Source organism: Ruegeria sp. C9 (assembly GCF_056537585.1).
This window is the reverse complement of the sequence record NZ_JBQFRU010000009.1, coordinates 36138-51318: the sequence shown is the minus strand read 5'-3', so window position 1 is coordinate 51318 and position 15181 is coordinate 36138. Positions and strand designations below refer to the sequence as shown.

Genomic DNA, 15181 nt, shown 5'->3' with positions numbered 1-15181 from the left:
GCGGGTGGAGGATATTTCAATGACCTATTTTGATAAGCTTGAAACCCGATCCGCTGACGAGCGCACCGCTGATCACGCGCGCGCCTTGCCAGAACATATTGCCCGCGCGCAAAAAGCGCCCGGATATGCCGGCATCCTGTCCAACGTGGACGCCGGCACAGTGACAGACATGCAGGCGCTGGCACAACTGCCGGTTCTGCGAAAATCCGATCTGACAAAGGCGCAGGGCACCCGACCTCCGTTTGGAGGGTTCACCGTCAAACCAGCGCGGAATTTCCAGCATGTCTTTCAATCTCCGGGTCCGATTTACGAGCCCGGCAGCACTGATCACGACTGGTGGCGCATGGGCCGGTTCCTGAATGCTGCTGGGGTTGGTCCAGGCGATATCGTTCAGAACTGTTTTGGCTATCACCTCACCCCCGCGGGCATGATCTTTGAAAGCGGCGCGCAGGCCGTTGGCGCGTCGGTCCTGCCTGCAGGTACAGGTCAGACCGAGTTGCAGGTGACAGCTGCGCGCGATGTGGGTTGCACCGCATATGCAGGTACGCCTGACTATCTGAAAGTCATTCTGGATAAAGCCGAAGCCATGGGCGTCGCGCTGAAATTTTCCAAGGCCGTTGTGGGTGGCGGGGCGCTGTTTCCAAGCCTACGACAGGATTACGCCGATCGGGGCATCGTCTGCCTGCAATGCTACGCGACCGCTGATCTGGGCAACATAGCTTATGAAAGCCCTGCGATGGAGGGTATGATCATCGACGAACACGTGATCGTTGAGATCGTCACCCCCGGCACAGGAACCCCGGTTGCACCTGGTGAAGTAGGTGAGGTGGTTGTGACCACGCTGAACCCCGATTACCCGTTGATCCGTTTTGCCACCGGTGATCTGTCGGCGATCATGCCCGGAGAGTCTCCGTGCGGGCGCACAAATATGCGTATCAATGGCTGGATGGGTCGCGCCGATCAGACCACCAAGATCAAGGGCATGTTCGTCCGCCCCGAACAGGTGGCCGCGCTGGTCGACAAGCATGATGAAATCGTCAAGGCGCGTGTCATTGCGGCGCGACAGGGCGAGATGGATACCATGACCGTTCAGATCGAAAGCCCCTGCGAGAACGATGGTGCCTATGCAAAATCGGTGGTCGAAGTCCTGAAACTGAAAGGCGCGATTGAAGTTGTGGCGCCGGGCTCTTTGCCCAAAGATGGCTTGGTGATCGAGGATCAGCGCGTTTATGAATAGGGATCTGCGGCAAACATTGCCGCAGTTTTTGTTAGTCGGCCCACTGGTGTTTCTTAGAGTTTTAGTCGATTAAAGGCAGACCCTATGGGATTCTCAGTCAGACGCCATGGCCGAAGTCGAATATTCAGAACACGGAACGCATAATCGCGGCGCCTTAGGTACACGCTTTGTGGGCGGCATTGCCTATGTCGTGGCGGCCGCTTGTCTGTTGCCAATGGTGGCGGTTGTTCTGGCGGCGGTGACCGGTGGCACCGACACAATTTCCCATTTGTTAGAGACTGTTTTGCCTGGCTATGCGCTGACCACGGTGATCCTGGTGGTGCTGGTCGCAGCAGGGACGTTTTCGATTGGTGTCGGCGCTGCCTGGCTGGTCACGATGACCCGCTTTCCCGGAGTGCGGTGGCTGGAAATCGCTCTGGTCCTGCCGCTGGCCTTTCCGGCTTATGTGCTGGCCTATGCCTATACCTTCATTCTGGATCACCCCGGAATCGTTCAGACCACGCTGCGGGATGTGACCGGCTGGGGCCCGCGCGACTATTGGTTCCCCGAGATTCGCTCGACCGAGGGAGCGGCGGTGATGTTGATCCTGGTGTTGTATCCCTATGTCTATTTGCTGGCGCGCGCGGCATTTCTGCAGCAAAGCGCCACGGCCTTTCTGGCGGCCCGGGCGCTGGGCAATGGCCCCTGGCATGCCTTTTGGCGCGTATCCCTGCCGATGGCACGCCCGGCGATTGCGGGGGGCGTCTTGCTGGCGGTTATGGAAACCATCGCCGATTTCGGCACAGTCGCCTATTTCGGAGTGCAGACTTTTGCCACAGGCATCTACACAAGCTGGTTTTCCATGGCTGATCGCGCTGCTGCGGCGCAACTCGCCCTTTGTCTGTTGGGTTTTGCGCTTGTCATGGCCGTGGCCGAGCGGACACAGCGCGGCAAGGCCAAATACTATCAGGCAGGCAAGCGCCACGCAGGTCTGCCAGCGGCGCAACTCAAGGGATGGCAATCACTCGCGGCATTTCTGCTATGCGCAATTCCCGTCCTGTTCGGATTCCTTCTGCCTGTGGTTATCCTTGTGCAGATGGGGTTGGAATCCGAGCAGAACCTGCTGTCGCGCCGATATATCGGGTTCATACAGAACTCGCTGACACTGGCGGGGACTGCGGCGGTTATCACCGTCAGCGCGGCGATTTCGATAGGATTCTTCCAACGCCTGCGCCCCGGGCGCGGGTCCGCCATGGCGGCTTATGTGGCGCGGTTGGGCTATGCGGTGCCGGGTGGCGTGATCGCCGTGGGGCTGATCGTCCCCTTTGCGGGATTCGACAACGCACTGGATGCGTGGATGCGCCAAACCTTTGGTATCTCGACCGGACTGCTGGTCACTGGATCCATCTGGTTGTTGATCGCGGCCTATATGGTGCGCTTTTTGGCCGCCGCGCTCAGCGCCTATGAAGGTGGGCAGAGTACCGTTCACGCCAATATGGATGCCGCCGCGCGGTCACTGGGTCAAACCCCGTTAGGAACGCTGCGCCGGGTACATCTGCCGATCCTTACGCCTTCATTGCTGACGGCACTGTTGATTGTCTTTGTGGATGTGATGAAAGAGCTGCCCGCGACCCTGATCATGCGGCCTTTTAACTTCGACACGCTAGCAGTGCAGGCCTATCGTCTGGCCTCGGATGAGAGGCTTGAAGGTGCAGCGGTTCCGTCGCTGGTTATTCTGGCTGTCGGGTTGCTGCCGGTGATCTTGATTTGCCGTCAGGTTGGGCGCAGATAGCGGGCGGGCGATCCAAAAATACAACACCTTGATGCCAGTGGGCTTGATTCGACGGCGATTTCCGGCAAGGCTTGTCATATGAACATGCAGCCTCCCAGCCGGTTCGGGTCCGGCTCTGCCCAGATGCCGGTCGCGTTTGACCGGCGCGAGATGTCTCAAATCCTGTCTGTTTATGGCCGAATGGTTGCTGCCGGTGAATGGCGCGACTACGGAATCTCGAACCTGCGGGATATGGCGGTGTTTTCGATCTTTCGGCGCACGGCGGAACATCCCATTTACAGGGTCGAGAAGCACCCGCGCCTGCGGCTACGTCAGGGCATGTATTCCGTGGTCGGCATGGATGGGCGTATATTGAAGCGCGGGCACGATCTGCGCGCGGTTCTGAGGGTTCTGGAACGCAAGCTTATCCGTGCGGTTGACCTGGATTAGAGCCTTTTGTGCGCTGTAACCGGCCCGTCACCCTGGGCAGCGATCCGGGCAATCGCTTGATCCATCGGTTCGAGCGCGACGGCCATGTGATAGGCGTTGGCGTGAAGTAGAAGGTTTTCGGCGGCAACCCAGGCAACATGGCCTTTCCAGAACAGCAAGTCTCCGCGCCGTGCGTGATCGCCCTCGGGCACCGATCCACCAACTTCGCGTTCCTGATCGCCGCTGTCTCCGGGACAAGGAACGCCGCAGGCGAGCAGTGCGAGCTGTACGAGGCCCGAGCAATCCAGCCCGAATCGACTGTTACCACCCCAAAGATAAGGGGTGCCTAGAAAAAGTTCGGCCGCGGAAACGGGATCGGTCAGCAGGGAATAGGCGGGCACGGCATGCACCCCCGGAATGAACCCGATTGGCGTTTCCAGAAACCCGCCCTCCTCAGACAGAGCCCTGATTTTACTGCCAAAGCTCAGCGAGGTCAGATCGCGGCTTTTAATATCGGGCTTCTCATAGGCATGGGTCGAAGCGGCGACGATCCAGTGAGTCTGTGGCTCAATTGGTCCCAGATGGTCTGTCGCCACCCATCCGGTATAGCCGTCCTTGCTGGCTGAGATCTTGCTCCAGCCGCTTTGGTCGTCCAAAACAGTGACCGTGTCGCCAAACAACAATTGTCGGTCGCGCGGACCGTCAGGGTGGCGTAGCAGGTCTATGACCGGTTGAATGATGCGCGCCTGAGTCATAGGCCAAGGATCTCTGGCAAAGCCCCCAGGAGGGCACGCGGGCCTTGGCCCAAACCACCCTTGCTGCGACCGGGTTCCTTACTGCGTTGCCACGAATAGATGTCAAAATGCATATAGCGACTTTCGGCAGCGAACCGGCGCAGGAACAGTGCCGCGGTGATAGAGCCTGCAAATCCACCAGAAGGCGCATTGTCGAGGTTAGCGATGCCGGGTTCGATCATCGCTTCATAGGGGTCATGAAAAGGCATACGCCAGACCGGATCAGCGGCAGCCCGGCCAGCACGCGCCAGCACGTCCGCGGCTTTGTCGTCATCGGTATAAAACGGGGCCAGATCAGCGCCCAATGCAACCCGGGCCGCGCCAGTCAAAGTGGCCATCGAGATGAGCAGGTTTGGTGCCCCTTCATGCGCCAGAGCAAGGGCATCGGCCAGCACCAACCGACCCTCGGCATCAGTGTTGTTGATCTCAACCGTTAGCCCATTACGCGCCGTCAGGATGTCGCCGGGGCGGAAAGCATTGCCCGCTACTGCGTTTTCGACCGCCGGGATCAGGACCCGTAATTGCACCTTCAGATCCAGCGCCATGATCATACGGGCCAGACCCAGCACATTGGCCGCTCCGCCCATATCTTTTTTCATCAACCCCATCGAAGCACCGGGTTTCAGATTCAGGCCGCCGGTATCGAAACAGACCCCTTTCCCAACTAATGTTAGTTTTGGCCCTTGATCGCCCCAGTTCATCTCGATCAGACGCGGGGCCTGTTCGGCAGCACGCCCCACCGCGTGGATCATCGGAAAATTCTGTTCCAGCAACGCATCGCCTGAGATGACCGAGATGTCTGCGCCGTGTTCCCGTGCCAGTGCCTCAACCGCGTGTTGTAATTGCACCGGGCCCATGTCCGAAGCGGGTGTGTTGACCAGATCCCGTGTCAATGCCTCGGCATTGGCCATGATTTCGATCCGCCGGGCATCTACGCCCTCGGGCGCGATCAGCGTGGCGTTGGCCGGGCTTTGCGCTGCATAGCGATCAAAGGCATATCCCGTCATCAGCCAGCCCAGGCATTCAGCCTCAAGCACATCTGCGGGAACGCCCGAGGCGATATGATAGGTGCCCTTGGGCAGCGATTCTGCGGCAGCGGCTAGCGGAAATCGCTTGCGTACCCGTTTTGCCGCGCTGCCATATCCCGCCATGGCAATCTGCGGATTACCATCTGTGCCGGGCACCAGAAGTGTTTGACCCAGAGCTCCGGAAAACCCATCGGCCGCAACCCAAGCTCGGATATGATCCGGCTGATCGGTCAGCCAGCTTTCAAAATCTGATTGCTCTAACACATGTAGTGGCAGCGATGGGTCGGAGGCAGGGGCGAAGGACAGGGTCATGCGTGTCTCGGCTGGTTGGATTTTCGCCCAGACTATCTGTCTGCGGCGCACTCGCAACCCCCTCTCAGACAGATAGATCTTGTTGGTCCCAGACGGCAGTCAGCGATCGCTCGCCCACCCGGATCAGGCGGCTCAGAGTCGCCCCTGTCGCGACCGCATCGCCAGCGTCGACAGTACAGGCTACATCGCCTGCCACACGTGCCAGTGCTGTCATGCCGATTTGCTCGGATATGGCTACGAGAGATTTTGCGCATTTGCGCAGCCCGGCCCAATCGCGTTGCCGCCAAAACCGTTCACAATTCGACAGCCGCAACGCCAGTTCTTCAACCGTGCGGCACAGCACGTCCATCGCGTTGGTGTCGCCAAGCTGATTGTACAGGCTGCTCAGGCGGTCCGGGTCCAGACGCACGGGTTCTTTCTGTTCCAGTGTGATAATCTTGTCCACCACATTCACCCCAATTGAAATGCCCCCACGGCACTGTCAGAGATTGGCGGCAAATACTTTGCAAAACCTTGCACCGGTTCAAAAGAATGGGTCGAATTTTCTGAGAATTCAGGCTTCCACGCGGTTCTGTGGGCAAAACCGGGCGAGAGTCCGGTCACACCTCTTGCGTTGACGCTCACTTGCTGCCAGTACCATAGAAACCGGACAGAGAAGGACAGGATCATGCCGATTACCACTGACGAGCTGGCCGCTGCCCGTACCGCCTGGGGCGATGGGTTGATTGCGATCTCCAAAGCTTTTGAAGACGGTGGGATCGATGCGGCCCGTTCCGTTGCCGAGGGTGTTCTGGATGCGGCATACGGCTATAATCTGGGTCCGGTCCTGTTCAAACCAACTATGGCGTCCGGAGATCAAACCTTTCGCCCGACTCGCCACGGTGCACTGGCCTATTTTGTCGGTCACGATGCCGAATTTCCGCTTGATGGCGGTTTCGGAATCAAGGGTTGGCGCGAAATGGCAAGTGAGACATCGGCCAGCTTCGTCGAAGGCGATGTCGCCATGTGGATGGGCAAGGTCATTCTGACGGATAGCCAAGGTAACATCACGCAAGTCGACAAAAGCTTCGGCTACAAAAAGGACGCTGACGGAGTGCTTCGCATCGTGCTGCACCATTCGTCGCTGCCTTACCAGCCACCGGCCTGATCCTGCGGGTCATACGATCGGGCCTCTGAAATTACGTCGATTTTTTGATATGTTTCCGATGATGTTTTCAGAATCGGATCGAGCTCATGAAATTGATTAAACGCATTCTCGTCACCCTACTGGTGATCATTCTGGCGCTTGTCGGAGTATCATATCTTTTGCCTGGTCAGGCCGAGGTGTCCCGCAGCATCACAATCGACGCACCAGCCTCGGCGATCTTTCCCTATGTGAATTCGATGCAGGAGACCGAGAAATGGTCCCCCTGGCTGTCCCGAGACCCCGAAACCAAGCTGAGCTATAGTGGCCCGGAAGCGGGTGTCGGAAACACGCTGAACTGGGCCTCGGACAACCCGCAGGTGGGAACCGGTTCGCAGGAAATCACCGAGAGCACCCCGGATCAGTCCGTGCAAACCGCACTGGATTTTGGCCCGATGGGGACAGCCACCGCCTCGTTCCAGTTGCGGCCAGAAGGATCAGGCACACAGGTTACCTGGGGATTCGTATCCGACCTTGGTATGAACCCCATGTCCCGCTGGATGGGCCTAATGATGGACAATTGGGTCGGCGGAGATTACGAGCGCGGGTTGGAGAATTTGAAGACGCTGGTTGAGGGACAGGGGTGAAGGATCAGGCAGGAGGCATCTCTCTGATGACTGCTTTGAGGCCATACCAGAAACGATTGTTGAAATGTACGTGCGCCCATAGCAGTCCCTTTGCCGCGCAGGAGGCTGGGATCAAGCCATCGTGCAGCGCAAATAACCTCCGCTGACGCGGTGTTCAACTCGGTTCAAGCCCATACAGAACGGGGCGTGGATCGTTTGGTCCTTCGCTTCAATGCCATTTGTAGTGCCTACCATTTTGACGACAGCTTAATCGGGGCGACCACCGACAACCCGTCTGTTATTGAATATCAAATCGTGAAGACCGTAGGTTCGAATGTGCAAGTTGGTTTCTCGAAAGCCACAGATTCGATTTTGATGCTCTGAACATTTGGAAAGGTGTGTTTATGAGGCGAACGGTATTGATGTTAGCTGTTTTGGCATTAGCGGGATGCGCTTCAACCACCACTCCTCCATCAGCACCTATTCCAAACCCCGGTCGCGCGAGCGCGCCCGTCAGTTCACAACAGGCACAAATAAGGTTCCGTCAGGTCGCCTCACGAATAGAACCTGTGGCAGAACGAGAATGCCTCCGCCGCACTAAGAATGTGAATTGTGATTTTTTGATCCGCATTGATCCAGACAAAAAAGCACCCTCAAACGCGTATCAGAGTTTAAGCAGGTCGGGGCGCCCCGTTATCACAATGACTCAAGCGCTGATACGGAATGTAAACAACACTGACGAACTTGCATTTGTTATGGCGCATGAGGCCGCTCACCACATTCAAGGGCATTTGGCGCGACAGGCCCAAAATGCGGCGGCTGGTGCGGTGCTTTTGGCCGGTCTAGCAACAATTGCGGGGTCGGGGCCGAATGACATTGCCGCAGCACAAGACATTGGAGCCTTTGTTGGCGGCCGCAGCTATTCAAAGAACTTTGAATTGGAAGCTGATCGACTAGGCACTGTAATAGCCTACAAAGCGGGTTATGATCCACTCAAGGGTGCGCTGTACTTCGCACGAGTTCCTGATCCTGGTGATCGCTTTCTAGGGACGCATCCCCCAAACTCTCAAAGATACCATGCGGTAAAAGCGACAATGTCCCAGATCGGTGGCTGACCAACTGGTGCTGGATAGGCAATGGCAACGCATGCACAGGGCGGCTTTGCCCCGCAATATTGCCATCTCTGCCCGTCCACAAAATAATAAACCCCACTGGCGGTACAGCGGGGTTTAATAGAGTCATAACCAACTGGCGAAGGTTACCCCTTCTTCAGAACTTCACGGCCCAGCAATTCTGCAATTTGAACAGCGTTCAATGCCGCGCCTTTGCGCAGGTTGTCCGAAACGCACCACAGGTTGATGCCATTCTCAACCGTCGAATCCTGACGGATGCGGCTGATGAACGTGGCGAAATCGCCCGCGCATTCGATGGGCGAGACGTAACCACCGGCTTCACGCTTGTCGATTACCATGATGCCCGGTGCTTCGCGCAGGATGTCGCGGGCTTCGTCTTCGTCGAGGAACTCTTCGAACTCGATGTTCACGGCCTCGGAGTGGCCAACGAATACCGGAACGCGAACGCAGGTTGCGGTGACCTTGATCGACGGATCGACGATCTTTTTGGTCTCGACAACCATCTTCCACTCTTCCTTGGTCGAGCCGTCTTCCATGAAGACGTCGATCTGCGGAATGACGTTGAAGGCAATCTGCTTCTGGAATTTCTTCGGTTCAACCTCGGTCGTGGGATTATAGATGGCCTTGGTCTGATCCCAAAGCTCATCCATGCCTTCCTTACCGGCGCCCGACACCGACTGATAGGTCGACACAACCACGCGCTTGATCTTGGCACGGTCATGCAGAGGCTTCAGCGCGACGACCATCTGCGCGGTCGAGCAGTTGGGGTTGGCGATGATGTTTTTGTTTTTATAGTCGTGGATCGCCTCGGGGTTACATTCCGGCACGATCAGCGGAATGTCCGGGTCATAGCGATAGAGCGAGCTGTTATCGATCACCACGCAGCCAGCCGCTGCCGCCTTAGGGGCGTAAACCTTTGTGGCCTCGGAACCCACAGCAAATAGCGCCATGTCCCAACCAGTGAAATCGAATGTGTCCAGATCTTTGGTAGTGAGCGTCTTGTCGCCAAATGTCACCTCAGTACCCAGCGAACGACGGCTTGCCAGAGCAGCAAGTTCATCGACAGGGAACTGGCGTTCCGCCAGGATGTTCAGCATTTCGCGGCCCACGTTACCCGTGGCGCCGACGACTACGACGCGATAGCCCATTTCATGTCTCCAAAGTTAAGGACGCGCGTTCATAGCCGCGTTGCGGCAAAGAAAAAAGAGGCGTTTCGGCTTATTTCACCCCGTCACACCGATTTGACACAGTTCAGTACCGTTCAGGGTTGTTTCAGCAAGGATCGATAAACCTCGACAATCGCCTGCGCTTCGCCTTCGATTCGAAAATTCTGCTCGACATGGGCGCGCGCGGCTAGTCCCGCAGCGGCCAGCGCGGCGCGGTCCTGCACCATATCCTCCAGCGCGTCGGCCAGTGCAGGGGCATTGTCTTTCTCAACCAGTCTTCCGGTCTCACCATCCTTGATTTGCGCACTGAACGCTCCGACCCCGCGACTGGCTATGGCGGGCACGCCCGAGGCCATCGCTTCAAGCGGTGTAAGGCCGAACCCTTCGTGCCGTGCGGGCGCAACGAACAGATCGAGCGCGCAATAGGTCTCGACAATCTCATCCCAAGGGCGCTCACCCAGAAAATGAACGCGGTCGCCCAGCCCGGCGTCCTGCAGCTTTTGCTCCTGCTCAGCCTGAAACGCCTCAAATTCGTTGGTGGTACGCCCGGTAAAGATCACATGCGCATCGGGGTGATTAGGCAGCATCTTCAGGGCGGCATCGACCAGCAAGTCGACCCCTTTCTGAGGGCGGATACGGCCAAAACACCCGATCAGCAGCCCGTCTGGCAGGCCAAGTTTTTGGCGCAGGGCGCTTTTGTCCTCGGCTGGGTGAAACAGCTCGGTGTTGACGCCATGCATGATGACAGTAGCGGGATGCTCCAGAAAGGAAGCGGCCTGAGGCGTCGTCGCGATCAACGCGTCCATTTTCGAAATCAGCCGCTTGGTGAACCCGGAATGATCACGTTGCGCGGCTGAGGTAAATAGCAGTTTGTAGTTGCGCCGAAGCACAGTGCGCAGAAACAGACCCATCAACATCTCGGTATTCCGGCGCGCATGCCAAACCCGTTTGCGATTGGGTAGAAACAACAGTTTCCAGAGTCTGATATGGGGCAAATCTGGCGGCAGGCCGGGACCGGTGGCACGGATGCCGATCATTTTCTGCTGGATTGGCAGCAGTCGGATCACCGTCGTTGTCACGCCCGACAGGGAATGCTTCAGATTGGGTGCAATCACCTCAATGTCCTGCACGGGCGGTCTCCGGTTTCAGTCCACGCTGTCCCGACTGAATAGATAGATCACGCAGCCAATGGCAAGGGTGACCGCGAAAAAGCCGAAGATCGCCGTATAAGGTGCGGAGGGGCTGATCCCGGCGCTGGCCGCATGGATGCGCCCGGTGGCAAATTGCGCCAGACCAACGCCGCCAACGCCAAAAAGGTTCAGCAGGGTAACGCCCCGCCCGACCAGATGCGGCGGCACGAAGGCCCGGCCATGGGCCATGATCACCGGAAAACTGGCGCCCAGAAAGCCGATCACTGCCAACAGCAGCACCGAGACCCAAACGCCGCTGTCAATCCACAGGCACAGCAGGCCCAGTGCTGCGACTCCCAAGATATTACCGCCCAGGATCACCCATTTCCGGGTGCCCAGGATACGGTCCAGCGGCCCATAGGCGAAGGTTCCTGCGATCATCGCGGCCCCCATGATCAACGTTGCCGTCCCGATCTGAGCGGTGCTGAGCCCGAACACGTCATTCAAATACGGCCCGGCCCAAAGCCCTCGGATCGCACCCGATGGCGCATAAGACACAAGCATGAGCGGCAGAATGGTCCACAGCGCAGGTTCTTTCAGCAGGTCTAGAAGTGATCCTTTTTGCTCGGTTTTTACCTTTTCAGGGTCATGCACCGTCAGCCAGATCCCCGCAGCCACCGCAGCAGAGATAATCGCCAGACCGGCCAGCGTCGCGCGCCAGCCCATCAGCTCGACCGCCAGCGCCGTGGGGTATGAGGCGACCAGATTGCCGACAGATCCCACACCCAGCATCACCGCGGCGAGCGTGGCAAATTTGGCGGGTGGAAACTCTCGTGCGAAGATGTAGTAGGATGCCATCAGAACCGGCGAGCATCCTACCCCGATCAGCGCCATGGCGAGCGCCACATGGAACGGGGTCGTTGCGACCGCGAACAGGCCAGCCCCGCCAGCCCCGCCGATCAGTAGCAGCACCGCAGAACTGCGCCGAGGACCGACGCGGTCCAGTGCCCAGCCCACCGGAATCTGCATCGCCGCAAAGATTAGAAACCAAAGACCTGAAGCAAAGGCGAGGTCTTCGGGTGTTGCGCCGATATCGCGTCCCAGATCGGTAGTCAAAACTGCCAGAAAAGCGCGGAAAAACTGGCTGAGTACATAGGCCAGACACAAGATCACCAAACCTGCCTGCATTTCTTGACCTATTGTCTAGCTGCCCCGCCCCGATGCTTTGCACGCCGCGTTGATCGGCACAAGTGCCATGATTGAATCGATTGGGGCGGACATTCTTCACAATTGAGCTATCATCACGGCAGATTTTGGATTTCCCGAGTGTGTTATGACCCTCTCAGACTCTGTATTTTATGACTCCGTCCCCATTTCGGACAATTTCCTCAGCCTCAGTGACCCCGTGCAGTTCACACCTTTGCCAGAGACATGGGTTCTGGGCGTCGCCGATATCGTAGATTCGACCGGTGAAATCGCGCGGGGCCGGTACAAGACCGTCAACATGGTGGGGGCGGCCGTGATTTCAGGCATGATCAATGCGCTGGGTGGGCGCATATTTCCGTATGTCTTCGGTGGTGATGGTGCTGGATTCGCCGTATCGGGTGAGGATGCCGAGATCGCGCGGGATACGCTGGCAACATTGCAAAGCTGGGCCGAAACGGAATTCGCCATCACTCTGCGCGCGGCGCTGGTTTCGGTGGCCGACATCCGCGCCGCTGGACGTGATCTGCGTGTTGCTCGCTTTGCGCCTTCCACCGGCGTTGACTATGCGATGTTTACCGGCGGGGGACTGGCCTGGGCCGAGGCTCAGATGAAAGCCGGGCAACGTGTTGTGCAACCAGCCGGACCTGACGCGCAGCCCGATCTGACCGGCCTATCTTGTCGTTGGTCCAACAGTCCAGCGAGGGTTGGTCAGATCGTTTCACTGGTTATTCAGCCTACATCAGAGTCTAATGAGGCTGAATTCGCCGCCCTGACCCAATCCATCCTGTCCGTCGCCGAAGGGCTAGAACGCGCCGGTCACCCGGTTCCGGCCAAAGGACCTCCGATGAGTTTCCCTCCGCCCGGCGTCGATATCGACGCCCATGTCTCACGCGCAGGTCGGAATCTTCTGATGCAGAAAACACGCTTGATGATCGGGAATATGTTGATCGGCTTGTTGTTCAAAACCGGGATGCGCCTGGGTCAATTCGAACCCAAGCATTACAAAGAGATGGTCAGTCGCAACGCTGATTTCCGAAAGTTTGATGACGGTCTGAAAATGACGCTGGATTGTGACTCGAGCACGTTGGAACAGCTCACTCAGATGCTGGACGACGCGCAAACAAAAGGCAAAATCAGATATGGAATGCACGCCCAGCAAGAGGCGATGATGACCTGCTTTGTTCCCTCGGCCATGCGCGACGACCATGTGCATTTTGTTGACGGGGCCTCGGGGGGATACGCGCAGGCTGCAGCGTCAATGAGGGCCTAAAGCCCTCGAGCGATTTCAGTGATCACGTCATAGGCCATCATCACGTCCTGTTCTGTGGTTTCAAACTGACCGGCCTGAAAGCGGATGACCAGATCGCCATCCACGCGGGTCTGTGTCAGGTAGATCCGCCCATCATCATTGATTGCATTCACCAGCCGCAGGTTCAGATCATCCAGATCGTCGGCCCCATCCGGCTCGTATCGGAAGGTCCAAAGAGACCACATTGGAGGCGTCACGATCCGAAAATCCGGTTCTGCTGCTAAACGGTCATGCAGCGCGCGCGACCAATTGACGTGATTCCGCAGCCGTTCGCGCAGCCCCTCCAGCCCATAGGTGCGGATGACGAACCACAGTTTCAGCGCGCGGAACCGACGTCCCAATGGCACCGACCATTCCGAGTAATTGATGATCCCGTCCTTGCCGTGGGTTTTCAGATATTCCGGGCTGATCGCAAGCGTGCGGACCAGATCATCGGGGTTCTTCAGAAAATGCGCACAGCAATCGAATTGCACGCCCAGCCACTTATGGGGATTGAATACAATGCTGTCGGCCTGATCGATCCCCGGCCAGTAGTGACGATATTCGGGGCAGATCATCGCCGACCCCGCCCAGGCTGCATCGACATGGGTATAAAGGCCGTATTTCTGTGCAATCGCTAGGCAGTGATCCACTGGATCAGTTGCCCCGGTTCCGGTCCCTCCAACACAAAGGATCACGCCCGCCGGGTGGAAACCAGACTCTAAATCTGATTGTATCGCTGCTTCAAGCGCCTCGGGGTTCATTCCACGCCAATCACCTTGCACGGGGATGCGCACCAGATTGTCCTGTCCAATCCCCGCAACCCAGATGGCGCGGTCGATTGAGGTATGAACCTCGGAAGAGCAATAAATGCGCAGTGGCTTTTGACCGAACAGCCCCAGCGTGTTGCCCTGCCAGTTCATCGCCTTCTCGCGCATGGTCAGCACAGCCGCCAATGTCGCAGATGACGCCGAATCCTGAATGACCCCGGCAAAACCTTTGGGCAGGTCCAGCGCTTCGCGCAGCCAGTCCATCATTCGTGTTTCCATCTCGGTTGCGGCGGGCGAGGTCTGCCACAGCATACATTGCGGCGCGATGGCGCTGGCCAGGAACTCGGCCAGAACAGACGGGGCCGAGGCGTTCGAATTGAAGTAGGCGAAGAACCGAGGGTGTTGCCAATGGGTAATGCCGGGCATCACGATTTGTTCGAAATCATGAAAGATGTCCTCGATCGGCTCGCCCTGCTCAGGGGGATGCGCGGGCAGAGCGTTCTGGATATCGCCCGGCTCGGTCCGGGCGCGCACGGGCTTGTCGACCACCGTCAGGTGATAGTCTTGCGTCCACTCGGCAACCTTCTTGCCCCAATCGGAGAATTCATTCCATTTCATCTTATCCGCCTCGGTAGCCTTTTTGTCAGTATCATATGCTAAACAAGTTAAGTAAAGCCCAGTAAACGAAACTCAACCACAACCAACGTTCTATTGCGAAATATTTGGAATTGCGCGAAAATTCCATATGTCAAAGAACTTACCACAGACGTCCCGATCATTGCCGATAGCGCTGTTGCGCGCTCGGGAAAGGGTGATGGGGCCTATTCGTGGTGTGCTAACGGATGCTGGCGTCACCGAGCAACAATGGCGCGTTCTGCGCGTTTTGCAGGAAGAAGGGCCTCAGGAGCCTACTCAGATCGCCGAGCGCGCCTGCCTCTTGTTGCCCAGCCTGACGCGCATTCTGAAAAAGCTCGAAGACAGCAAGCTGATCATGAGGCGGCCGGATACCAAAGACCGCCGCCGACAGATTGTCGAAATCAGCGAGAATGGGTTGCAAATTATCGACGCAAATCTGGCGGAAATGTTGGAGTTGGCGGAACACACCCGCTCTTTGCTCGGGGCAGAGCAGCACGAGAAGTTGCTGGACCTTCTGGTAGAGCTTCACCAGCTGGAAGGCTGAGCGCAATGC

At 57.6% G+C, this 15181-nt stretch carries 15 protein-coding genes; 8 read left to right on the top strand and 7 right to left on the bottom strand.

What is annotated here, in order from left to right; translation table 11 throughout:
- Positions 1 to 19 precede the first annotated feature (19 nt).
- From ACR0NE_RS20150 to ACR0NE_RS20140, 3 genes are all read left to right on the top strand, one after another.
- Complete coding sequence (locus ACR0NE_RS20150) at positions 20 to 1237, top strand: acyl-CoA synthetase family protein (protein ID WP_170598553.1); 1218 nt, start codon at positions 20 to 22, stop codon at positions 1235 to 1237.
- Between the two features lie 106 nt (positions 1238 to 1343).
- Positions 1344 to 3008, top strand: a complete 1665-nt coding sequence (locus tag ACR0NE_RS20145; RefSeq protein ID WP_170567252.1) for an ABC transporter permease — start codon at positions 1344 to 1346, stop codon at positions 3006 to 3008.
- A 78-nt stretch (positions 3009 to 3086) separates the two neighbouring features.
- On the top strand, positions 3087 to 3437 hold the full coding sequence (locus ACR0NE_RS20140; RefSeq protein ID WP_170399260.1) for a DUF2794 domain-containing protein: 351 nt from the start codon (positions 3087 to 3089) through the stop codon (positions 3435 to 3437).
- On the opposite strand, the gene ACR0NE_RS20135 is transcribed toward ACR0NE_RS20140, so the two are convergent.
- The 3 genes from ACR0NE_RS20135 to ACR0NE_RS20125 all read right to left on the bottom strand — a co-directional run bounded on the left by ACR0NE_RS20135 (position 3434) and on the right by ACR0NE_RS20125 (position 6004).
- On the bottom strand, positions 3434 to 4171 hold the full coding sequence (locus tag ACR0NE_RS20135; RefSeq protein WP_170598556.1) for an NlpC/P60 family protein: 738 nt from the start codon (positions 4169 to 4171) through the stop codon (positions 3434 to 3436). The two genes, ACR0NE_RS20140 and ACR0NE_RS20135, sit on opposite strands and share 4 nt — an antisense overlap.
- Positions 4168 to 5550, bottom strand: a complete 1383-nt coding sequence (locus tag ACR0NE_RS20130) for a M17 family metallopeptidase (protein ID WP_170515411.1) — start codon at positions 5548 to 5550, stop codon at positions 4168 to 4170. Before ACR0NE_RS20130 ends, ACR0NE_RS20135 begins: the two co-directional genes overlap by 4 nt.
- 64 nt (positions 5551 to 5614) lie before the next feature.
- Positions 5615 to 6004 carry a hypothetical protein gene (locus tag ACR0NE_RS20125; RefSeq protein WP_170399254.1) on the bottom strand — a complete coding sequence of 130 codons (390 nt, stop codon included), beginning with the start codon at positions 6002 to 6004 and terminating at the stop codon, positions 5615 to 5617.
- 213 nt (positions 6005 to 6217) lie between these two features.
- Here ACR0NE_RS20125 and ACR0NE_RS20120 point away from each other — a divergent pair, with 213 nt between their 5' ends.
- From ACR0NE_RS20120 to ACR0NE_RS20110, 3 genes are all read left to right on the top strand, one after another.
- A complete protein-coding gene (locus tag ACR0NE_RS20120) occupies positions 6218 to 6697 on the top strand; it encodes a phosphoribosyl-AMP cyclohydrolase (protein ID WP_170399250.1) in 480 nt (159 codons plus the stop codon).
- An 86-nt stretch (positions 6698 to 6783) separates the two neighbouring features.
- Entirely contained in the window at positions 6784 to 7320 is a 537-nt protein-coding gene (locus tag ACR0NE_RS20115) for an SRPBCC family protein (protein WP_170408759.1), read from the top strand.
- A gap of 401 nt (positions 7321 to 7721) precedes the next feature.
- Positions 7722 to 8414, top strand: a complete 693-nt coding sequence (locus ACR0NE_RS20110; RefSeq protein WP_480459875.1) for a M48 family metalloprotease — start codon at positions 7722 to 7724, stop codon at positions 8412 to 8414.
- 143 nt (positions 8415 to 8557) lie between these two features.
- Here ACR0NE_RS20110 and ACR0NE_RS20105 read toward each other — a convergent pair whose 3' ends face one another.
- From ACR0NE_RS20105 to ACR0NE_RS20095, 3 genes are all read right to left on the bottom strand, one after another.
- Positions 8558 to 9580, bottom strand: coding sequence for an aspartate-semialdehyde dehydrogenase (locus tag ACR0NE_RS20105; RefSeq protein WP_170598560.1), 1023 nt, complete (start codon positions 9578 to 9580; stop codon positions 8558 to 8560).
- Between the two features lie 113 nt (positions 9581 to 9693).
- Positions 9694 to 10728, bottom strand: coding sequence for a glycosyltransferase family 4 protein (locus tag ACR0NE_RS20100; protein ID WP_170598563.1), 1035 nt, complete (start codon positions 10726 to 10728; stop codon positions 9694 to 9696).
- A gap of 15 nt (positions 10729 to 10743) precedes the next feature.
- Entirely contained in the window at positions 10744 to 11916 is a 1173-nt protein-coding gene (locus ACR0NE_RS20095) for an MFS transporter (RefSeq protein WP_170598566.1), read from the bottom strand.
- 145 nt (positions 11917 to 12061) lie between these two features.
- Here ACR0NE_RS20095 and ACR0NE_RS20090 point away from each other — a divergent pair, with 145 nt between their 5' ends.
- Positions 12062 to 13204: a DUF3095 domain-containing protein gene (locus tag ACR0NE_RS20090; RefSeq protein WP_170598569.1), complete on the top strand. Its 1143-nt coding sequence runs from the start codon at positions 12062 to 12064 to the stop codon at positions 13202 to 13204.
- On the opposite strand, the gene ACR0NE_RS20085 is transcribed toward ACR0NE_RS20090, so the two are convergent.
- Entirely contained in the window at positions 13201 to 14610 is a 1410-nt protein-coding gene (locus tag ACR0NE_RS20085; protein WP_170598572.1) for a pyridoxal-dependent decarboxylase, read from the bottom strand. The two genes, ACR0NE_RS20090 and ACR0NE_RS20085, sit on opposite strands and share 4 nt — an antisense overlap.
- A gap of 127 nt (positions 14611 to 14737) precedes the next feature.
- Here ACR0NE_RS20085 and hpaR point away from each other — a divergent pair, with 127 nt between their 5' ends.
- Positions 14738 to 15172 carry a homoprotocatechuate degradation operon regulator HpaR gene (hpaR, locus tag ACR0NE_RS20080; RefSeq protein ID WP_170408752.1) on the top strand — a complete coding sequence of 145 codons (435 nt, stop codon included), beginning with the start codon at positions 14738 to 14740 and terminating at the stop codon, positions 15170 to 15172.
- Positions 15173 to 15181 lie beyond the last annotated feature (9 nt).